This window comes from Collinsella sp. D33t1_170424_A12 (assembly GCF_015554865.1).
Lineage (GTDB): Bacteria > Actinomycetota > Coriobacteriia > Coriobacteriales > Coriobacteriaceae > Collinsella.
Window position 1 is genome coordinate 1 of the sequence record NZ_JADNJJ010000155.1, and the last position, 20,164, is coordinate 20,164.

The following is a 20,164-nucleotide window of genomic DNA, read 5'->3' on the forward strand; positions in this document are numbered from 1 at the left end:
CGACCATTGTCGCCCGACCCACGATAGAGCTACAAGGGGAGGGGCCCCAATGTTCAACTCATATCGTCTTTGCATGCGACGGTTATGGAGGGCGTCGGGACTCTTTCTTTTCTATAGACAAACGGTTATTCGGGCGCGGCTGCCCTGGGTATATGCGAGAATGCACTTAGTTTGGGATAGAACGGGGGTAGCGGTTTGGACAAGACGGATACGCAGAAGCGGATGCAGGAGGCGATTCGCCTCACGGCACCCGGCCAGCCGATTCGCACGGCGCTCGACATGATCATAGCGGGCCATATCGGCGCGCTCATATGCGTGGGCGATACCGAGCACGTGCTGGCGTCTGGCAACGACGGCTTCCCGTTGAGTATCTCGTTCACATCGAACCGCTTGTTCGAGCTGTGCAAGATGGATGGCGCCATCGTCGTGGACGAGGACCTCACCCAGATCCTGCGCGCGAACTTCCATCTCAACCCCGACCCGTCGCTCGCTACGAGCGAGACGGGCATGCGCCATCGTACCGCCGCGCGCATGAGCGTTCTCACCGATGCCATCGTGATCTCGGTCTCCGAGCGCCGCGGCGTGGTGAACGTGTACGTGAACGGGCGCTCTTACCAGCTGAAGCCCGTGGCGGAGATCATGAGCTCCGTAAACCAGCTGGTCGCGACGCTTCAGACCACGCGAACCTCGCTCGATCGCTCGCTGCTGCGCCTCACCGCCCTCGAGCTCGACGACTACGTCACGCTTGCCGATATCACCAGCATCTTCTCGAGCTTCGAGATCATGCAGCAGGCAAAGTCCGAGCTCGAGACCTGTATCGAGGAGCTGGGCGTTCAGGGCAAACTGGTGAGCATGCAGCTGGAGCAGCTCGCGGGCGACAACATGGACGACGAGTACAACCTGATGATTCGCGACTATGCGGCGGACTCCTCGCATGAGAACGCTGCCCGTATCCGCGAGCGCTTCGGCGAGATGCAGGCGCAGGACCTCACCAATCCCAAGCGCGTGGCCGAGGTGCTTGGCTACGACAACCTGGACGAGGATTCCGTGCTCACGCCGCTGGGCCTGCGTACGCTCTCGCGCGTGTCCGTCGTGCGCGACGGCGTGGCGGAGAAGATCGTGGACGAGTATGGTTCGCTGCAGGACCTCATGGACGATATCAACCGCGATCCGGAGCGTCTGGGCGATTTCGGCGTGAACAACCCGGCGATCCTTGCCGACTCCCTCTATCGCATGCAGGGCAAGCGTGGCGGAGGTGCGGCATAGTGGCGCAGATGGCGACCGTATGCGCCGTTGTGGTGTCGGGCGGCAGCGGCAGCCGATTCGGCAATCCCGGCGGCAAGCAGCTGGTGAGCGTTGCGGGGCGCCCCCTTATGACCTGGTCGATCATGGCGTTCGACCGCTCGGTCCTTGTGGGCCACATCGTCGTGGTGTGTCCTGCGGAGCGCCGGGACGAGATGCGCCGCCTCGCCATCGATCCTTTTGAGTTCGCTACCCCCATCACCTTCGCCGATGCGGGCGAGACGCGCCAGGACTCCACGCGCGCCGGCGTGGCAGCGGTGCCCGAGGGCTTCGAGTACGTGGCGATTCACGACGGCGCGCGGCCGCTGATCACGACCGAGGCCATCGATCGTGCGATTTGCGCACTTGAGGACGACCGCTCGCTCGACGGCGTCGTATGCGGGCAGCCCGCGATCGATACGCTTAAGATCGTTGACGGGTCGCGCATCGCTGAGACGCCGCCGCGCAGTCTGTATTGGGCGGCGCAGACGCCGCAGGTCTTCGGCGTCGATGCGGTGCGCCGCGCGCACGAGGCAGCGCTTGCTGAGGGCTTCGTAGGGACCGATGACTCGTCGTTGGTCGAGCGCGTGGGCGGTGTCGTTCGATGCGTGGAGAGCCCGCGCGACAACCTCAAGGTAACGGTGCCCGAGGACCTGCGTCCCGTGACGGCGATCCTGCTGGGCCGCATGAGCGACGCCGAGCGCGCTCAAGATACGGGCGTTTTACGGAGCCGGGGATAGGTTTCGAGGCTACCGTGCGTTTCCGACCCGGTATGTCGAATCCGATGGGTGCGCAGCCGCGTGCGTTCGGACGCCGCGCCGGGGGCCTTGTGCGAAACAGGGTATAGTCATAGGTTGCGAGGATGGGCCCCGGTTAGGTTGGGCGGCCCGTCGTCGCAGACAGTCTGTCGATGCACTTCTCGGGGAGGTCTCATGGCAACGAACCTGCGTATAGGGCATGGTTACGACGTCCATCGGCTGGTGGAGGGTCGGCGCTGCATCATCGGGGGCGTAGATATCCCGCATGATAAGGGGCTGCTCGGCCACAGCGATGCCGACGTGTTGGCCCATGCGCTTGCGGATGCCATCCTCGGCGCCTGCCGTGGCGGCGATATCGGCAAGCTTTTTCCCGATACCGACCCCGCGTTCGAGGGGGCGGACTCTCTGGTGCTGCTCGCCCGTGTGATGGAGCATGCGCGAGCCCTGGGCTACGAGTTCGTAGACGCCGACTGCACCTTGGCGTGCCAGGAACCCAAGATCACCCCGCACCGCGACGCCATGCGCGAGAATCTTGCGCGCGCGATCGGTTGTTCGGTTGAGAGCGTGGGCGTGAAGGCCACCACGACGGAGCGCCTCGGCTGGGAGGGCGAAGGCGAGGGCATAGGAGCCTGGGCCGTCTGCCTGCTGGAGCGATGTATCTGAAAGAACCGCCCGCGGCGGTTCGCTATTTCCCCCCTTTCCTTTCCGAGCGGATTCCCACGCCCGACGAGGCGGAAGTCCCCGCTTCTGCAAGGTTGTCCGCTCGTATAGACTGTCACGTATACGATTGCCAAGGTCGCTCGGGGGCGTTTCGTCCGCCGCGAGTTCCGCACGCAAAGCAGAGTCCAGCGGACTCTGCGTCTTGCGCAGGACTGTCCGAGCGCCGGACGAAACGCCCCCGAGCGGCCCAGGAGGAGTTGCTTATGAAGATCTACAACAGCGCCACCCATCAAAAAGAGGACTTCCACCCCATCGAGGAGGGTAAAGTCCGCGTGTACGTGTGCGGCCCCACCGTCTACGACAACATCCATATCGGCAACGCCCGCACCTTCATCAGCTTCGACGTGATCCGCCGCTGGCTCATCGCGAGCGGCTACGAGGTCACGTTCGCCCAGAACCTCACCGACGTGGACGACAAGATCATCAAGCGCGCCAACGAGCAGGGCCGCACCGCGGAGGATGTCGCCACCGAGTTCTCGGACAAGTTCATCGGCGTCATGCGCGCCGCCAACGTGCTCGACCCGGACGTCCGCCCGCGCGCTACCAAGGAGATCGGCTCCATGATCGGCATGATCAAGACGCTGGTCGACGGCGGCCACGCCTACGCGGCCGACAACGGCGACGTGTACTTCTCCGTGCGCAGCGATCCCTCTTACGGCGAGGTCTCCGGCCGCAACATCGACGACCTCATGGTGGGCGCCCGCATCGAGGAGAACGAGGACAAGCGCGATCCGCTGGACTTCGCCCTGTGGAAGGCCGCCAAGCCTGGCGAGCCTTCCTGGAAGAGCCCGTGGGGCGAGGGCCGTCCCGGCTGGCACACCGAGTGCGCCGCCATGGTGCACCGCTATCTGGGCACGCCCATCGACATCCACGGCGGCGGCTCCGACCTCGCCTTCCCGCATCACGAGAACGAGTGCGCCCAGGCCACCTGCGCCTGGCATGAGGGCTTCGCCAACACCTGGATGCACACGGGCATGCTGCTCGTCGACGGCGAGAAGATGAGCAAGAGCCTGGGCAACTTCTTCACCCTGGCCGAGGTGCTCGAGAAGCACTCCGCCGCGGCCTTGCGCCTGCTCATGCTGCAGACCCACTACCGCAGCCCGCTCGACTTCTCCTGGGAGCGCCTCGAGGGCGCCGAGAACTCGCTCGCGCGCATCGCCGGCACCTGCCGCAACCTCAAGTGGGCGGCCGACCACGCGGAGGGGGAGCCGAACGCCGAGCTCGCCGATGCGCTGACCGCCGCCATGGAAAAGGCCGCCGCCGACTACGAGGCCTGCATGGATGACGACTTCAACACCGCCGGCGCCGTGGCCGCCTACTTCCAGCTCGTGACCGAGGCCAACAAGTACCTCGAGCAGGCCGCCGGCGCGGTGGACGAGGACGCCGCGCGCGTCTGCGCCGCCGTCATCAGCGGCGCGCTCGCGCAGCTGGGCGTCGAACTCCCTGTGATCGAGGAGCCGCTGCCCGCCGAGCTCGCGGCCGTGGCCGCCGAGCTCGTGGGCTTCGAGGGCGATGACGTGGACGCGGCCGCCGAGGCCATCCTCTCCGCTCGCGCCGCCGCTCGTGCCGCGAAGGACTGGGGCACCGCCGACGCCATCCGCGACCGCCTGAAGGAGCTCGGCCTCGCCATCGAGGACACCGCCGCCGGCTCCCGCATCAAGCACCTCGCTTCCTAGAACGCCCCGTCTCAGATTAGGGACAGGCACTAAATTGAGGTTTCACGCCGCATCCGCCTTTGGCCGGGTGCGGCGTTGTTTAGAAAGAGCCATGTTGTGGAGGGCGGCAAACGGCGCTGCGGCGCCATGGTGCGCATGCGACAATAGGGCGGATTTGAGTAACGAAGAAGGGGGCCGAACGATGGCAGAGAAGAAACGGGTGCAGCGCCGAGACGGCGGTGCGGGCAAGGGCGGGCGAGCCGCCGACGCGCGCGCGAAGGGGCGTTCCCCGCGCGGTGAGCGCGGCGCCGCGTCCGCAGGCCGCCGCGGTCCCCAGCGGGCCGAACGTACGCCTCGCGACCTCCAGATGGCGCCGGCTTCCCGTCGCGATACCCGTCCCGCAGCCGCGGGCAACTACATCGAGGGCCGTCGCGCCGCGTTCGAAGCGCTCCGCACCGGCTTTCCCATCCGCCGCGCGCTGATCGCGGAGGGCGTGGAGCGCGAGCCCGCCATCCGCGACCTGCTGCTGGCGCTGGGCGAGGCGAACGTGAACGTCAAGAGCGTGCCGCGGGCCAAGCTCGACGAGATCTCGAGCCATGGTGCCCATCAGGGCATCGCGCTCGAGGTGGGCAAGTACCCTTACGCCGATCTCTCCGATATCATCGCGCGTGCCGGCGAGGGCCCCGCGCTGGTGCTCGTGCTCGACCACGTGACCGACGCCGGTAACTTCGGCGCCATCGTGCGTTCGGCCGAGGTCGTGGGTGCCGCGGGCGTTGTCATCGCCAACAAGCGCGCAGCCGAGGTGACCGTTGCCACGTACAAGACGTCGGCCGGTGCGGTCATGCATCTGCCCATCGCGCAGGTCCCCAACATCGCCCGCGCCCTCGATGACCTCAAGGAAGCCGGCTTCTGGGTCGGTGGTGCCTCCGAGCATGCCGAGGGTGTGTGCTGGGACGCTCCGTTCGAGGGCCGCGTGGCGCTCGTGATGGGGTCGGAGGGCGAGGGCATCTCGCGCCTCGTACTCGACAAGTGCGATTTCCTTACCAAGCTGCCGCAGCTGGGGCAGACGGAGAGCCTGAACGTCGCCCAGGCCGCCACGTCGCTGTGCTTCGAGTGGCTGCGCCGCAACTACGCGCAGCTCGCCGACGCTTCCATGCGGGCAGGGGAGTAGCGCCATGACGAAGAAGAACAGGGCGAAATCCAAGGCTAAGCGTTTCGGCGAGTCATCGGTGCGCGAGACGGTCTCGGCCTCCACATATGGCGTGGGTGCGTACGGCTCGGGTAACGCGCTCGGTGCGCCCACGGGCGTCCCACCGCGCGGGATGAACGCCTCGGGCAAGAAGGAGCTGCTCGTGGTGGATGGTTACAACATCATTCATGCCACGCCCAAATACGAGAAGCTCATCTTCGATCGCTCGGACGAACCATATTCGCATGATGTGTTCGATTCGGCCCGTATGGCGCTCATCGCCGATGTCGCCGCCTTTGCCCAGGGCAGCTACGAAGCCGTTGTTGTTTTCGACGGTGCCGGCAACGTGAACCCCGAGCGACCGAACCTGCCGGCCGCGGGCATCCGCATCGAGTTTTCGCCAACGGGCGTTCCAGCCGACACGGTGATCCAGCAGCTGTGCACCGAGGCCCGCGAAGAGGGTCGCGCCTGCTCGGTCGTGACGAGCGACGGCACCATTCAGGCAACCGTGATGGGTAAGGGCGTGACGCGCATCTCCGCGCGCATGCTGGTGGAGGAGATCGCGAGCATCGAGCACGATTTCGAGCGCATGCGCGAGGAGGAGCCTGCCATGAAGATGACGCTGGGAAGCCGGTTGTCGCCCGAGGCACGCGCCAAGCTTCAGGCCCTGCGCGGTCGATAGCGTGATGTCAATTACCACCTTGCCGCTGAGCGTATCTTTGAGTATTCTGAATACGCTTTGCGCGAAAGCCCGAAGCGCCAGCGTGGCTCAACGGTAGAGCAACTGATTTGTAATCAGTGGGTTGCGGGTTCGATTCCTGTCGCTGGCTCCAGTGAGTAAGAAACCCGGTCTCCCGAGCGGAGGCCGGGTTTTTTTGCCATAAAGGGACGTAAAGCAAGCCTGTTCTGGATGTGATCGGGGAAAAACACGCGCTTGAGCAATATTTCTATCAGTAAAAACGAAAACGAATGCAAAGCAAATGCTTTATCAGATTAAAACACTATAAGGTGTTTTCCGAACATATGGATACGCCCGGGCGCGTGTATAATAGAAATCTGGTTGACACGATACCCCGTCGCACCGTACTATTCTCTTGCTTGAAAACGACACGCCGAAAGGCAAGCCGATTTCAAGACGTTGAACGCAAGGGAGTTTGCCCGAGTGGTTAATGGGGACGGGCTGTAAACCCGTTGGCTCTGCCTACATAGGTTCGAATCCTATAGCTCCCACCCGTTCACGTGCCTGTATAGCTCAGTCGGTAGAGCACTTCGTTGGTAACGAAGAGGTCACCAGTTCAAGTCTGGTTGCAGGCTCCAGTCGGCGGTGTAGCTCAGCTGGTTAGAGCACACGGTTCATACCCGTGGCGTCACTGGTTCGAATCCAGTCACCGCTACCAGGTAATTCGAGTGGCTCTACCGGGAAATCGGGGGAGCCACTTAGGGTTAAGAAGGCATAGTCCCAAAGGGGGACGACCTTTAAGGAGGAGGGCTTCATGGCCAAGGAAAAGTTTGAGCGCACTAAGCCGCATGTTAACATCGGCACCATCGGTCACGTTGACCACGGCAAGACCACGCTGACGGCTGCCATCACCAAGGTTCTCTCCGAGACCGAGGGCTGCAAGGCTGACTTCACCGCGTTCGAGAACATCGACAAGGCTCCCGAGGAGCGCGAGCGTGGTATTACGATCTCCGTCTCCCACGTTGAGTACGAGACCCAGAACCGCCACTACGCTCATGTTGACTGCCCCGGCCACGCCGACTACGTCAAGAACATGATCTCCGGTGCTGCTCAGATGGACGGCGCTATCCTGGTTATCGCTGCTACCGACGGCCCCATGGCTCAGACCCGCGAGCACATCCTGCTCGCCCGTCAGGTCGGCGTTCCCTACATCGTCATCTTCCTGAACAAGTGCGACATGGTTGACGACGACGAGCTCATCGACCTCGTCGAGATGGAGACCCGTGAGCTCCTCTCCGAGTACGACTTCCCGGGCGACGACATCCCCGTCATCCGCGGCTCCGCTCTGGGCGCTCTCAACGGCGAGCAGAAGTGGGTCGACTCCGTCCGTGAGCTCATGGCTGCTGTCGACGAGTACATCCCGACGCCCGAGCGCGACAACGAGAAGCCCTTCCTCATGGCTGTTGAGGACACCATGACCATCTCCGGCCGTGGTACCGTTGCTACCGGTCGTGTCGAGCGCGGCGAGCTCCGCCTCAACGACCCCGTCGAGATCGTCGGCATCAAGGAGACCTCGAACTCCGTTGCTACCGGCATCGAGATGTTCCGCAAGTCCATGGACTTCTGCGAGGCTGGCGACAACGTCGGCATTCTGCTCCGTGGCGTGAAGCGCGAGGACATCGAGCGCGGCCAGGTTCTCTGCAAGCCCGGTTCGGTTACCCCGCACACCAAGTTCACCGGTGAGATCTACGTTCTGACCAAGGAGGAGGGCGGCCGTCACACCCCGTTCTTCGACGGTTATCGTCCGCAGTTCTACTTCCGTACCACTGACGTGACCGGCTCCGTCAAGCTCCCCGAGGGCACCGAGATGGCCATGCCTGGTGACCATGTCACCATCGAGGGCAACCTCATTCACCCGATCGCCATGGAGGAGGGCCTGCGCTTCGCTATCCGCGAGGGTGGCCACACCGTTGGTTCGGGCATCGTCAGCACCATCATTGAGTAGTAACTACTCGGTCTGATTGATCTTTTAGACCCGGCTCCTTTCGGGGTACCGGGTTTATTTATCTGTTGATGTCTGTCGAATTGTGTAGCGATTTTGCAGAACGGCCAAAATAGTACCGCCGAGCATTGACAGAAGAAGATGCCGGATGCTAGTATTAGCGACCGTGCCCTGTGATAAGGGCGGTATTTGGAGGTTCAGACTTTATGCGTACTCTCGTTACACTTGCCTGCACCGAGTGCAAGCGTCGCAATTACACGACCACCAAGAACAAGGCAAACATGCCTGATCGTATGGAGATCAAGAAGTATTGCCCTTGGTGCCGTAAGCACACTGTTCACAAAGAGACCCGCTAGTCTCTTGTATTTACGCCAGTAGTTCAATTGGTAGAGCATCGGTCTCCAAAACCGAGTGTTGAGGGTTCGAGTCCTTCCTGGCGTGCCAGTCTTTTATCCGTAAGCCTCCATTGGGGGCTTACGGTTTCTACTGTTATATAGGGTTTGTGCCGGAGGTAAGATCCATGGCCAACAAGAAGATTAAGAAGGACCAGTCGAGCAGCGAGCAGAATGCTGCCAACGCTTCTTCCAAGGTCGAGGCCAAGAAGGCAGTCGCCAAGAAGGACGCTGCTCCGGCTAAGAAGTCCTCGAAGTCCACTAAGAAGGAGAAGCCCGGCTTCTTCGCTCGTATCAAGGAGTACATGCGCTCGGTTAAGTCCGAGATGAAGCGCGTCGTGTGGCCGTCTAAGAAGGAGCTCGTTAACTACTCCCTTACGGTCTGCGTTTCCCTGATCGTCGTCGGCGTCGTTATCGCGCTGCTCGACGCGGTCATCGGCGAGGGCCTGGTGCTCTTCTCCGGTCTGAGGGGGTAGGACCATGTCCAAGCGCTGGTATGTAGTTCACACCTATTCGGGGTACGAGAACCGCGTTAAGTCCGATCTCGAGCATCGTATCGAGACCATGGGTATGCAGGACCGCATCTTTGATATCCAGATTCCCATGGAGCGCGTCACCGAGATCAAAGAGGGTGGCAAGCGCGAGACCAAGGACGAGAAGATCTTCCCTGGTTATGTTCTCGTTCGTATGGAGATGGATGACGACTCCTGGACGTGCGTTCGCAATACGCCCGGCGTCACCGGTTTCCTGGGTGGTAACGGCAAGCCCTCTCCGTTGTCTCGTGAAGAGTACAACAAGATGATGCGCAAGTCCGATAAGGGTAACAGCCCGAAGCGTACTGCGGTCAATCTCGAGGTGGGTACCTCCGTTCGCGTTACCTCTGGTCCCCTCGCCGATTTCGATGGCCAGGTTTCCGAGGTCAACGCCGAGCAGGGCAAGGTCAAAGTCGCTCTGCTCATCTTTGGTCGCGAGACTCCGGTCGAGCTTACGTTCGATCAGATCGAGATCATCGCCTAAGTTTGTCCGTTCGCGCATGCGTGCTTCTCTTGCGGACCGCTCATCTGCGAGAGTGCTTCTAGCGTGTACGCGCTGACGATATAGCAAGTTCATTCGTGTTCGGAAAGGAATGACAATGGCCGAGAAGAAGATTGCCACCGTCATTAAGCTTCAGATTCCCGCCGGTCAGGCTAACCCGGCTCCTCCGGTCGGCCCCGCCCTCGGTGCTGCCCAGGTCAACATCATGCAGTTCTGCCAGGCGTTCAACGCTGCCACGCAGGACAAGATGGGTGACATCATCCCCGTCGAGATCACCGTCTACGAGGATCGCACCTTCACCTTCATCTGCAAGACCCCGCCTGCGGCTCACCTGATCAAGAAGGAGCTCAAGCTCAAGGGCGGCTCTGCTGTTCCCCAGCGCGACAAGGTCGGCCAGCTCACCGATGAGCAGCTCACCAAGATCGCCGAGATCAAGATGCCCGACCTCAACGCCAACGACATCGAGGCCGCTAAGAAGATCGTCGCCGGTACCGCTCGTTCCATGGGTGTCACCATCGCCGAGTAGATCGATCGCATCTAACCTTTGGTTTTTGTTAACGCACGCTTGCGTGCACGATGTGGAAGGGCATAGCGCCCGTATGCACCACAGGAGGTAATACAATGGCTCAGCACCATGGTAAGAACTACCGCGCCGCTGCCGAGAAGGTAGACCGCACTCAGCTCTACACGCCGCTCCAGGCTGCCACGCTCGTTAAGGAGCTCGCAACCGCCAAGTTCGATGAGACCGTCGAGGCTCACTTCCGCCTGGGTATCGATACCCGCAAGGCCGACCAGAACATCCGCGGCTCCATCTCCCTGCCCCACGGCACCGGCAAGACCGTTCGTGTCGCCGTCTTCGCCGAGGGCGAGAAGGCTCGCGAGGCCGAAGAGGCCGGCGCCGACGTTATCGGCTCCGACGAGCTCGTCGCTGCCATCCAGGCTGGCGAGATCAACTTCGACGCTGCGATCGCTACCCCGAACATGATGGCCAAGGTTGGCCGCATCGGTAAGATCCTCGGTCCCCGTGGCCTTATGCCCAACCCCAAGCTCGGCACCGTCACCATGGACGTTGCCAAGATGGTTGGCGAGCTCAAGGCTGGTCGCGTTGAGTATCGTGCCGATCGCTACGGCATCTGCCACGTGCCCCTGGGCAAGGCTTCCTTCGAGGTCGAGAAGCTCGTTGAGAACTACGCAGCTCTCTACACCGAGATCCTGCGCGTGAAGCCGGCTTCCGCCAAGGGTCGTTACGTGAAGTCCATCTCCATCTCCTCCACGATGGGCCCTGGCGTCAAGGTCGACTCTGCTATTCAGCGTAACTTCCTCGCTGAGTAACCTCGAGTTCAACGCTCGATTCAACCCGGTCTCTTTTTGAGGCCGGGTTTTTCTTTTTTGCGGCGATTCAAATCCTATATCGGCTTGCACCATGGATGAATCAAGCGATGGCCTGCTGCACCGCAGACGCTGGCTAGCGCGGCGTTGAGGGTCGATGTCGATCTGGGTCCTACCCTGTACGGCGTGTCCACGGAATTGATGAGCGCCATATGGTGCTGGTCCGTACATCGGTGGCTGTGTGCACTCGTATGTCGTGGCGCTCGATTAACGATTCCTACGAGGGAGCAACTTGTCCCAGGCAATAGTAAGCAAGCTGTTGAACGGGCGCTCGAGTGCGCCCCAGCTGGTTACGTAGACGACGCTTGCGCTCAGGGTCAGTAGAATGATCGTGCCGGCAACAGGCTCATCGAGTATCGGCTGGTCGTAAAAGCCAGTCCGGAAGGTGAGCGCGGCGCGAATCAGCCGATGGAGTACATAGATTTGCAGCGTTCTGCGCCCCAGTACGGTTAGCTTGCCTGAGGTAGAGGGCGTGAGCTTAAGAATCGCAAGCGAGCATACCGCTGCGACAAGCATGGCGGTGATTCGGCTGGCAATACCAGCTACAAGCGTTCCTTCATAGGGATTGTCCCCATAGACCATGGGGATGAAGGCTTCATAGGCATGCGGATCGACGATGCGGGCGGCAATGATGAGGGATGCGAACGCAACGGCGGCCCAGCAAAACTTCCTGGTTCTTAGATGCTCCAACTGCGCGCGCGATGCGTAGTAGCCTAGTGCGAACCAGGGTGCAAACGCCAGCGTTCTTCCGAGGGCGAGGAATCCGCCTTCGAGCTCGATGCATCCGCTCAGCAGACTGAGTGCCAGCGTGATCGCCATTCCAAGGACGGGCCTGAGTTTTGCCAGCAGGGGAGTGGCGGAAGACCACCATGCCATGGCGATGAGGTACCAGGGCGCGGACGGAAATCGAAGCAGCGAGAGCGGCGTGACAGGCGTTCCGTTTACCAACAGCAGCGCGCCTTGAAACAAGAGGCCCAGCATTGCAAACGAGATGATGCGATTGATATTGAGGTGGCCGTCTCGATACGTGCTCTTGGCAAATAGGCCCGATATCAGTACGAACATGGGCATGTGGAAGAGATAGATCACATCGAAGCATGCGCTGAGCACGGGGTTGCTGTTGTGGACCGGGTGCACTATATGGCCACATACCACCAGGATGATCAGCAAGCCCTTGAGGTTGTCGAAGAGCGCTACGCGCTGTTGTGCGCGCGGGGCGTGTTCGCGAGCGGTGTCGGCCAAGAATCGCCTCCAGGTCGGTATCGGTTGAGGATCATCATGCGCGGCGCCGTTTGGTCCATCGCACGAGGAGCAATCCTATCAGGCTTTTGCAACTCGATCGCGCATCCATCTGCTTTTCACGCGTCTTCGAAGTAGATGATGTCGTGTGGCCGCGGGGGGGTGGTCGCGTACGCGAAGGCGGCTCCCTGCGACCTTGGCGGGAGCGAATAGCGCGGTAGCGCCGTCGCGCCGAATGAAGCGCGGGCAAGCGATCGCCTGGGGCGCGGAGCGCTCAGTCTGGTTGTGGCCGCTTGCCAAGTTTAACCCACCGTTTGCCAGCGCGAGCCATAGTACCTCAACACGCATAGTACTTGTGATACAGTGATACCGTGCAAGCAATCTTCAGAGGAGGTGAGCACGGTGGCATCACGAGATGCTGTAAGCGATTTGGTGCGGGGTAATATCGACGCCATCATTTTGCAGGTGCTTTCCGGTGGTGACAGCTATGGGTATGAGATTCTCAAAGAGGTATCAACGGCGAGCAAGGGGGCGTATGAGCTCAAGGAGCCATCGCTCTATACAAGTCTGAAGCGGCTCGAGAAGCAGGCGTGTATCGAGGGGTATTGGGGCGATGAAACGCAGGGGGCGCGTCGCAAGTATTACCGGATCACCGACGACGGTCGCCAGGAACTTCAGGAGGCTACGGCGCGCTGGATACATGTGCGCGAGATTATCGATCGGCTCTTACATGTGGATGGAGGGGAGCGATGAACGAGCTCCGTATGTATGTCGAGCACCTGTTCGAGGGCAGGGTGCTGTCGAGGGACGTTATCGAATTGAAAGAAGAAGTGTACGGCAACCTGGTTGCCCGTTATGAGGACTATCTGAACCAGGGCGTTGCGAGCGATGATGCGCTTGCGCGCACGAAGGCGAGCCTTACGAGCATCGAAGACGTGCTGGGGCATGCCACGGGTGACGATGTGCTAGTCGAAGGACCGCAGGCGGGAGGCCCTGTAGACCAAGGAGAGATTGCGGGCTTGGACCGCGTTGAAGGCGGTGGCGCTGCGTCGCAGACCGAGAGCCAGGATGGCGGTGCGGCGGTCGCGGAGACGGAAGCCGACGGGTACGGAGCGGTGGCCGAGCAGGCCCTTGAGACCCTATCCGCCTCGTCCTCTGTCGATGCGGGTTCGAGCGCACCGGTGCCTCCCGCGCAAGCGGCTGAGCAGATCGAGGACGTTGAGGGGGACCGGCATCGCGGCGTCGAGGGCTCGACGTTCATGAAGTGGTCGATTGCGGCCCTGGGCGTATTCGCGGCCTTCGTGTTGCTCGGGCTTGGATTGCGGTTGGTGACCGGCGCAGCGCGATTGGACGAGGCCCGCACCGATATCACGGCTTCCGTAGACGCCATCGAGGATGAGGGTGCAACGGCCCCGTCGCCGCAGGCAACGGCGAATCCGGGCCGGTCGAATGCGGACGATGCGATCGTGGTGGATGCAAACGGTGCGATTACCTTTGATGGCGCGCCGGCCGACGAGCTGGTGGCATCGGTTGTCAACGCGACGGCAGCGGATATCGAGGCGTACGCAGACACGGATCTGGCCGATGCCGCTGCGGTGGAGGCGTTGGTTCGTGCGCTGCCCCTGGCATCGTGGGCGCAGGACGTCGATGTTACGAAGGGCGTCGACGTGCTGTCCTTGGCGTATCGCTGCGTCCCCGATGCGTACGATGGGGATTCGGTCGATGTGGCGCTTGCATACAATGCTGCCGCGCTTCTATGCGCGATGCCCCGCGTCAACGAGGTGCGCGTGACCGTGACCGAGAGCGACGAGCCAAACGAGGAGAGCTGCTACGCGTTTACGCGCGACAAGGTGCAGGGAAGCTATGGCTGCATGCTTTCGCCGGATATGATGAGCGCCTCGGGCTGGCAGCAGCTCAAGGAGGGGCACCTGTACGGTCGCAAGTTTGCCGAGCACCTGGTCGAGGCGGCGGAACGATTGTAAGGCGCCGCGTACAACATGCGATAGGGGCCGTTGGCTCGAACCGCCTCCCATTTCTCGACCATCGGGAAATGGAAGGCGTTTTTGTACCCGATGCCTTGGGAGCGGACTTCGGTGGGGTGTGCGCCGAACAGCGACGAGACGCCTCGACACGTGAAGACGCGAGATGCGCAACGTTCGCGCGATTGATAGGGGATAAGCATCAAATCTCTTTAGTCCTGTACAGTAGCATTATCATTTGTTAATCTGTATACGCCTAACCCCCATGAGATAGGAATGGCGTGGGAGGACGGCTGACTCTGCGAACGATTGTTACGGTTGATAACGGATGCGCTGTATGAAACACGGGCTCTTGTACAAATCAATAATCGGCACCTTGGTCCTTTCGATGGGCATGGGGTCTTTCCCCGCCTCGGTGGGGGCGTGGCGGCTGTCGCGCCAGCTCGACGATGTGTACCAGGCGTCTGTCGCATCGTCGCTCCAGCACGAGAGCAGCTTGCAGGCAGAGGAGCCCGATAAGGGATCTGATTCATCGGAGGAGGGCCTGGCGGCCGCTTCCGCCGGGGTGCCCGCCCCGTATGAGCAGGCTGCCGATCCGGTGGATCCGGTGGACATGGGCGTCTATGCGAATCAAGGGGATGCGCAGCCCGTGATGGCGCGCACGACGCTGGGCGATTCGGCGGCGACGGGGGACACGGCGGTGGACGGCGCTGATGCCGCGTGCGCGCAGGAGCTGAGCGAGGCATCCGAGGAGTCCGCCGCCGAGGGGGCGGCGAGCCTTCCCGGCGCCACGGTCGTTCGGGAAGCAGGCGGCGCCCACGGCGAGATCGTCGTTGCCGACCGCGCTGTGGTCGATGCGCTGGGCGGCCGCGATTTCGCGGGCCAGGTCGTGAAGGAGATCGGCGGCAAGAAGTACATCCTCATCGGCAACGAGCAGCAGCTGTGCGCTATCGGGTCCGGCAAGAGGGCGTACACGGCCGTGTATCAAGCGATTTATGTAGCTTTTAAGGGCTGGGAGGTCGACAAAGATAAAGATGGCAATCCCATCATGCTCTATGGTGGCGACGCCGATCTCCTCGCTTCGCAAAATGGCAAGAAGGACTATATCCTCGGCGAAATCGATAAAGCCGATGGCGGCGCGCTCGAGACCGTTGGCCGCTGCGGCGTCAACCAGAACACGGGCGAGATCGACCCGAACATGGATATCGAGGACAGCGGTGCGAGCTACGACGCCGATGCCAACTACATCATCTTCCGCGATATCGATCTGGCGGGCGCGGCGTGGAAGCCCCTGATGTTCTCCGGCACCATGCTGGGCGCCACTGCGGAGGCCCCGCAGGTCGTAGGTAGTTTGTGGCAGCGATTCGACACGTCGCTCCCGGGTGTGCCCGCGGTCTCCCCGGTGGGACGTCCTGTCATCAGCAACGTCGAGATCGTTCAGAAGGGCGAGCTTAGCATCGCCGAGCAGTCGGGCGTCGGCTTCTTCGGCACCATTTCGAGCAACTATCATAACGAGAGCATATTCGAGCGCCCCGATCGCACGACGGTGCGCAATATCGTGCTCGACGGAGTGAAGGTGGATAACGGGTTCACGGGCGTCCATGTGGACGAGACGCTGGTGAGCGCGTTGGTGGGCGCCTTGGGCAAGCTGCTCGGCGGCCTGCTCGATATCATCCTCGGCCCCATTCTGGCATTGCTGGGCCTTCCGAATCTGGGCAAGCTCGTGTCCAACCTGCTGGATATCCGTGCGGCGGATCCGACGTCCCTGGCGACCGGTGCGTTCGCGGGCCGCGTGGTGGGCGATGTCGAGGTCGCGGACTGCGAGGCGCGCAACGTTTCGATAGCGAGCATCAACGGGTATGTCGGCGGCTTCGTGGGCTATGTGCAGGGCGAAACGATATATGGCGCGATTTCGGGCCTGCTGAACGGCTTGGTGAAGCTGCTTTCCGGAATCCTCAACATCGTTCCCGGCGTCGGTTTGGGCGATGTGATCACGCTGCTGCTCGATAGCAACATCATCGATGCTAAATCGTTGATTCCGGTCGACTATCTCAATCCCGTGCTCGCGGGCTGCGCCGTGCGCGATTTCACGCGGGGCGAGACGATCGGCGCGACCGATAAGGACTATGCCGGAGGTTTCGCGGGTTCCCTGACGGGCGGTATCGCCCAGGGCTGCGCGGTCTCAAGCGCCAATCCCTATACGGTGAGGGGGCGCCTGTATGTTGGCGGCTTCGCCGGCCTTATGCGCAACGACATCATGAAGGGCGCGCTTAAAGAGGTCGGCATCGAGCTGGTGCGCGTGGCCCAGCCCCAGAGCGCGACGTTTGGCTGCGAGCTTTCGGTCGATGTGACCGTCGAGGCGGCGAGCTACGCCGGTGGCTTCGCGGGCGCGATGGCGAACAGCTACGCGGTCGATACGACGATGGCGGGCGCCATGGCGGTGCGCGCCACGGGGCATGAAGAGAATAAGAACAACGTCCGCTCGATCAAGGCGCTTGCGGGCGGCTTTACCGGAATCGCATCCGTGGGCTGGGCGACGGACCTGGGTGCTGCCGAGGACCGAAACGGCGACTTGCTGGCGGGTGTGAACGGCCTTCTGACCGGATTGCTCACCGGCGATTCCGAAGCGCGTCAGAACCTCCTGTCCCTCGTGGGCGTGGAGGAGTCCCAGATTCTCGGCGCGTCGATGACGGGTGCATATACGGTGGAGTCCGCCAACGATTATGCGGGCGGCCTGGTCGGTCGCGGCCACGGCGCGGTAATCGCGGCGTCCGATGAGGCGCACCTGAAGGATATTCGCCTGTGGCTCCATAAGACCGTTGCGTACCAGGTCACCAATAGCCCGGTCGTCCTCGAGGGCCTTCGCTCCGTGCGCGCCGAAAAGTCCTGCGCCGGCGGCATCGCGGGCGAGCTGGGCACCGCGTCCGTGGGCGGCATCATCAACAATACGGTCGGCGTGGGCGGATTCCTGCCGTTCAACGTGAGCTCGACTACGGTGGCGGGCGCGTCTGAGGGACTCGTCGTCTCCGCGGGCGAGTCGTGCGCCGCGGGCGGCATCGGCAAGGCGACGGGCGGCAAGATCGGCCGCGCGGACGACGCCTATCCTTCGGCGGCGGAGGCTCCGGCGACGAGCATCGTTAACATCACGAACGTCGAATCCGTTGCGGCAAAGAACAACGCTGCCGGCTTCGCGGGCGCCGTGGGGCCGGGCGAGCTGGCCTCTACGGGCGGCCTCGACCTGCTCGGTCTGGGCCTGCTCAAGGCCAACGGGCTGCTGGGCGTGGGCGCCGGCCTCGAGGTCAAGATGGATGGCGTCACGGTGGCGGGCGTGCAGCGGGGCATGGCTGTTGCCGCCACGGGTACGAACGGGGCGGGGGAGCGGCGCGATTACGCTGCGGCGGGCTTTATCGCCTCTGCCAACAGCGCCGAGGTCACCGACGGCCACGTCGTGAACCTTGCGTCCGTCTCGGCTGATACGCCCCATGGCGTGGCAGGCGGTTTCGTGGGCACGTCGCGTACGGGCGGCCTCGCCGAGGTGTCCGATGCGGATGCCATCGAGGGCATCCTCAAGGACGACAAGGGCCTCATCCAGATCGACAACCTCTTGAACGCCGTGGGTTACCTGGTGCCCAATTACACCAACGTCGATGTCTCGTTTATCAACGGCGGCTTCGTCAAGGCCGATATCGCCGGTGGCTTCGCGGGCGATTTCCAGAGCGGCGAGCTCGAGAACCCTACCGGTTCTCCTTGGGCGGTCTATAACGTTGGAAGCGTGCGGGGCGGCGCGTATGCCGGCGGCTTCGGCGGCAAGGTGACATCCGGCGCCCTCGCCGCGGCCGACGGCGGCGTGAGCATCCTGGGCGGCCTCGGTTCCCTCAATATCGGGCTAACCGGCTTGCTCGGCGTGCTGAACGCCTACGTCCCCACGATCGTGCGCGCCGGCGTGCGCTCCGACGGCACCACGGTCGAGCAGACCTCGGGTGCCGCCGCGCCCGATGCGAATAACCCCGGCTTCGTCGTCGAGGCGCCGCGCATGGATGCCCTCGACTCGCAATCCGGTTCCGCGGGCGGCTTCATCGGCTACGGCTCGGGCGTGCAGGTATCGTACTGCGACGTGACCCAGCTGCGACATACGGGCGTAACCGAGCCGAAGGACCTCGAGGGCACCGACGGCGCGTCATATTTCAACATGAAGAAGAGCTCCTATGCGGTGCGCGCGGCGCGCCATGCGGGCGGCTACATCGGCAAGATGGACATTGGCTCCGCAGCTTCGGTGGGCGACGGCTTGAACGTTCTCGGCAAGAACATCAAACTCACCGACATTGCCGGCGCGCTCTCGGTCGTGGTATCCACGATCGAGCACTCCGATGTGCTCGGCGGCGTGGGCGGTTTCGCCGTCCTGTCAAGCGAGACGAGCCTGCCGGCGGGCGACCTTGGAGACGGCTCGGCCGATCCGGGCAGCTCGAAGAATCCCGTGGGTTGCGCCGGCGGCTTCGCGGGCGAGGTCAAAGGCGGCCATATCCAGGATTCCAACTCCTATAACTTCTCCTATATCGTGGGCCAGGTGAAGGCGGGCGGCTACGCCGGCGGCATCGCGCCGGGCGATGTGGCGAGCGTCCTGGCGGGCAACACGTCGATTCTCAAAGGCTTGATCGGCACCAACGGCACGCTTGCCTCGTTGCTGCAGGATTTCGTGCCCACGGTTCGCAACAGCAAGACCACCTGCGTGCCCTGCGGCGGTGCCGTTCGCGCCCAGGCTCCATCGGATAAGCTGGCGCTGCGCGGTATGGCCGGCGGTTACGTGGGCCAAAACGAGGGCGGGCATATCTGGGGAAGCAACAACGCTCCCTGGAAGAAGGAGAACGACGGGTCGAACCATTACAGCGGCGAAAAGCGCGATGCGGCGGCGGAGCGTATCCGCAGCGTGTACGGCGCGGAGTTCGCCGGCGGATTCACCGGCTTGCTCGAGCCCGCGGATACGGCAAAGGGTGGCAATCTGAGCCTGCTGTTCGGATTGGTCGAGGTCAACAACCTCCTTGGTGCGCTCGAGGTTGCCTATCCCACGCAGGAGCATACCGAGGTCACGGGTCCGCTGCGCGGCATGGATTTCAACAGCTGGAATGAGTGGGCCAAGCACGTGGGATCCCAAGGTGGCTACGGGCCCCAGATCGGCGGGGCGGCCGACCAGGCGTTCCCGTCGCAGCAGGAGTTCGACAAGTTCATCGCTTCGTATATTTATGGCACTAACGTCGTAGCGGGGCGCGGGGAGGCGACGTCCGAGGCGAATGCGACCCGCGGCGGAATCGCCGGCGGCTACGTGGGCCTCATGCACGGCGGCGTGGTCACGCATGGCCAGGCGACCGATACCAAGCTCGTTCGCGCGCTGCGCGCGGCGGGCGGATTCGCCGGGTCCATGGAGACCGCGGACACCGCCGCCCTCGGTAGCGTGGACCTGCTCAACCTCATCAATCTCAATCTCGACAACCTGCTTTCTGCGCTCGACGTGCTGGTGCCGGTTGCGAAGAGCTCGAGCGTTACGGGGTATCGCCGGGCATGACGGTTCGCGCGACGGGAACGGATCCATCGCTGGAACAGGGTTATGCGGGCGGCTACGTGGGCTATGCGTCGGGCGCCCAGATCTGGGGCGACGCCACGTTCCCGGATGCCAACAAGGACGGGGACCGCTGGTCCGCGGGAGCCACGCATGCGGGCTCGGAGGCTACGGGCTGCAACGTGGCGAACCTGCGACGCGTGGCGGGCGGCAACTGCATCGGTGGCTACGCGGGCGTCATCACCGCTGCCGGCGTAGCCGACGTGAATACCAACAACGCGTCGAGCGGCTTGCT

17 protein-coding genes and 5 tRNA genes are annotated in these 20,164 nt (G+C 62.7%); 21 read left to right on the plus strand and 1 reads right to left on the minus strand.

All coding sequences use genetic code 11. From position 1 onward, the window contains the following. Positions 1-195: 195 nt before the first annotated feature. The 17 genes from disA (at position 196) to rplA (ending at position 11,043) form a co-directional block, all read left to right on the plus strand. On the plus strand, positions 196-1,266 hold the full coding sequence (disA, locus tag I2E26_RS06685) for a DNA integrity scanning diadenylate cyclase DisA (RefSeq protein WP_147588864.1): 1,071 nt from the start codon (positions 196-198) through the stop codon (positions 1,264-1,266). Between the two features lie 8 nt (positions 1,267-1,274). Continuing rightward, complete coding sequence (gene ispD / locus I2E26_RS06690; RefSeq protein ID WP_195420124.1) at positions 1,275-2,021, plus strand: 2-C-methyl-D-erythritol 4-phosphate cytidylyltransferase; 747 nt, start codon at positions 1,275-1,277, stop codon at positions 2,019-2,021. Positions 2,022-2,213: 192 nt separating this feature from the next. Further along, positions 2,214-2,702, plus strand: a complete 489-nt coding sequence (ispF, locus tag I2E26_RS06695; protein ID WP_147588862.1) for a 2-C-methyl-D-erythritol 2,4-cyclodiphosphate synthase — start codon at positions 2,214-2,216, stop codon at positions 2,700-2,702. A 260-nt stretch (positions 2,703-2,962) separates the two neighbouring features. Beyond that, positions 2,963-4,435, plus strand: a complete 1,473-nt coding sequence (gene cysS / locus I2E26_RS06700; RefSeq protein WP_195420114.1) for a cysteine--tRNA ligase — start codon at positions 2,963-2,965, stop codon at positions 4,433-4,435. 181 nt (positions 4,436-4,616) lie between these two features. Then, positions 4,617-5,585, plus strand: a complete 969-nt coding sequence (rlmB, locus tag I2E26_RS06705; RefSeq protein ID WP_195420115.1) for a 23S rRNA (guanosine(2251)-2'-O)-methyltransferase RlmB — start codon at positions 4,617-4,619, stop codon at positions 5,583-5,585. Between the two features lie 4 nt (positions 5,586-5,589). Further along, positions 5,590-6,285 (plus strand): NYN domain-containing protein, encoded by a 696-nt coding sequence (locus I2E26_RS06710; protein ID WP_195420116.1) that lies wholly within the window; start codon positions 5,590-5,592, stop codon positions 6,283-6,285. Positions 6,286-6,361: 76 nt separating this feature from the next. Next, positions 6,362-6,436 (plus strand) — tRNA-Thr (locus I2E26_RS06715). A 315-nt stretch (positions 6,437-6,751) separates the two neighbouring features. Then, positions 6,752-6,833, plus strand: a tRNA-Tyr gene (locus tag I2E26_RS06720). An 11-nt stretch (positions 6,834-6,844) separates the two neighbouring features. Further along, a tRNA-Thr gene (locus I2E26_RS06725) sits at positions 6,845-6,920 on the plus strand. 3 nt (positions 6,921-6,923) lie between these two features. After that, positions 6,924-7,000 (plus strand) — tRNA-Met (locus I2E26_RS06730). A 96-nt stretch (positions 7,001-7,096) separates the two neighbouring features. Further along, on the plus strand, positions 7,097-8,287 hold the full coding sequence (gene tuf / locus I2E26_RS06735; protein WP_195420117.1) for an elongation factor Tu: 1,191 nt from the start codon (positions 7,097-7,099) through the stop codon (positions 8,285-8,287). 203 nt (positions 8,288-8,490) lie between these two features. Continuing rightward, a complete protein-coding gene (gene rpmG / locus I2E26_RS06740; RefSeq protein WP_147588857.1) occupies positions 8,491-8,640 on the plus strand; it encodes a 50S ribosomal protein L33 in 150 nt (49 codons plus the stop codon). A 12-nt stretch (positions 8,641-8,652) separates the two neighbouring features. After that, a tRNA-Trp gene (locus tag I2E26_RS06745) sits at positions 8,653-8,728 on the plus strand. Positions 8,729-8,804: 76 nt separating this feature from the next. After that, on the plus strand, positions 8,805-9,152 hold the full coding sequence (gene secE / locus I2E26_RS06750; RefSeq protein WP_147588856.1) for a preprotein translocase subunit SecE: 348 nt from the start codon (positions 8,805-8,807) through the stop codon (positions 9,150-9,152). Positions 9,153-9,156: 4 nt separating this feature from the next. Further along, positions 9,157-9,693 carry a transcription termination/antitermination protein NusG gene (gene nusG, locus I2E26_RS06755; protein WP_147588855.1) on the plus strand — a complete coding sequence of 179 codons (537 nt, stop codon included), beginning with the start codon at positions 9,157-9,159 and terminating at the stop codon, positions 9,691-9,693. Positions 9,694-9,808: 115 nt separating this feature from the next. Next, positions 9,809-10,237, plus strand: coding sequence for a 50S ribosomal protein L11 (gene rplK / locus I2E26_RS06760; protein WP_147588854.1), 429 nt, complete (start codon positions 9,809-9,811; stop codon positions 10,235-10,237). 95 nt (positions 10,238-10,332) lie between these two features. After that, positions 10,333-11,043 carry a 50S ribosomal protein L1 gene (gene rplA / locus I2E26_RS06765; RefSeq protein ID WP_195420118.1) on the plus strand — a complete coding sequence of 237 codons (711 nt, stop codon included), beginning with the start codon at positions 10,333-10,335 and terminating at the stop codon, positions 11,041-11,043. 264 nt (positions 11,044-11,307) lie between these two features. Here rplA and I2E26_RS06770 read toward each other — a convergent pair whose 3' ends face one another. Continuing rightward, the gene (locus tag I2E26_RS06770) at positions 11,308-12,342 is read right to left on the minus strand and encodes an acyltransferase family protein (protein WP_195420119.1); all 1,035 of its coding nucleotides are present in this window, start codon (positions 12,340-12,342) and stop codon (positions 11,308-11,310) included. Positions 12,343-12,741: 399 nt separating this feature from the next. On the opposite strand from I2E26_RS06770, the gene I2E26_RS06775 reads away from it, so the two are divergent. From I2E26_RS06775 to I2E26_RS06790, 4 genes are all read left to right on the plus strand, one after another. Then, positions 12,742-13,092, plus strand: a complete 351-nt coding sequence (locus tag I2E26_RS06775) for a PadR family transcriptional regulator (protein ID WP_195420120.1) — start codon at positions 12,742-12,744, stop codon at positions 13,090-13,092. Continuing rightward, positions 13,089-14,321 carry a hypothetical protein gene (locus I2E26_RS06780; protein WP_195420121.1) on the plus strand — a complete coding sequence of 411 codons (1,233 nt, stop codon included), beginning with the start codon at positions 13,089-13,091 and terminating at the stop codon, positions 14,319-14,321. Before I2E26_RS06775 ends, I2E26_RS06780 begins: the two co-directional genes overlap by 4 nt. Positions 14,322-14,655: 334 nt before the next feature. Then, positions 14,656-19,875, plus strand: a complete 5,220-nt coding sequence (locus I2E26_RS06785) for a hypothetical protein (protein WP_195420122.1) — start codon at positions 14,656-14,658, stop codon at positions 19,873-19,875. Beyond that, positions 19,872-20,164: hypothetical protein (locus I2E26_RS06790; RefSeq protein ID WP_195420123.1), on the plus strand; the 293-nt coding region annotated here is incomplete at its 3' end. The genes I2E26_RS06785 and I2E26_RS06790, both read left to right, overlap by 4 nt.

Bases quoted from the DNA above. Each gene is read 5' to 3' on its own strand.
- ispD (WP_195420124.1), top strand. From the start codon at position 1,275: ATGGCGACCGTATGCGCCGTTGTGGTGTCGGGCGGCAGCGGCAGCCGA.
- ispF (WP_147588862.1), top strand. From the start codon at position 2,214: ATGGCAACGAACCTGCGTATAGGGCATGGTTACGACGTCCATCGGCTG.
- cysS (WP_195420114.1), top strand. From the start codon at position 2,963: ATGAAGATCTACAACAGCGCCACCCATCAAAAAGAGGACTTCCACCCC.
- rlmB (WP_195420115.1), top strand. From the start codon at position 4,617: ATGGCAGAGAAGAAACGGGTGCAGCGCCGAGACGGCGGTGCGGGCAAG.
- I2E26_RS06710 (WP_195420116.1), top strand. From the start codon at position 5,590: ATGACGAAGAAGAACAGGGCGAAATCCAAGGCTAAGCGTTTCGGCGAG.
- tuf (WP_195420117.1), top strand. From the start codon at position 7,097: ATGGCCAAGGAAAAGTTTGAGCGCACTAAGCCGCATGTTAACATCGGC.
- rpmG (WP_147588857.1), top strand. From the start codon at position 8,491: ATGCGTACTCTCGTTACACTTGCCTGCACCGAGTGCAAGCGTCGCAAT.
- secE (WP_147588856.1), top strand. From the start codon at position 8,805: ATGGCCAACAAGAAGATTAAGAAGGACCAGTCGAGCAGCGAGCAGAAT.
- nusG (WP_147588855.1), top strand. From the start codon at position 9,157: ATGTCCAAGCGCTGGTATGTAGTTCACACCTATTCGGGGTACGAGAAC.
- rplK (WP_147588854.1), top strand. From the start codon at position 9,809: ATGGCCGAGAAGAAGATTGCCACCGTCATTAAGCTTCAGATTCCCGCC.
- rplA (WP_195420118.1), top strand. From the start codon at position 10,333: ATGGCTCAGCACCATGGTAAGAACTACCGCGCCGCTGCCGAGAAGGTA.
- I2E26_RS06780 (WP_195420121.1), top strand. From the start codon at position 13,089: ATGAACGAGCTCCGTATGTATGTCGAGCACCTGTTCGAGGGCAGGGTG.
- I2E26_RS06785 (WP_195420122.1), top strand. From the start codon at position 14,656: ATGAAACACGGGCTCTTGTACAAATCAATAATCGGCACCTTGGTCCTT.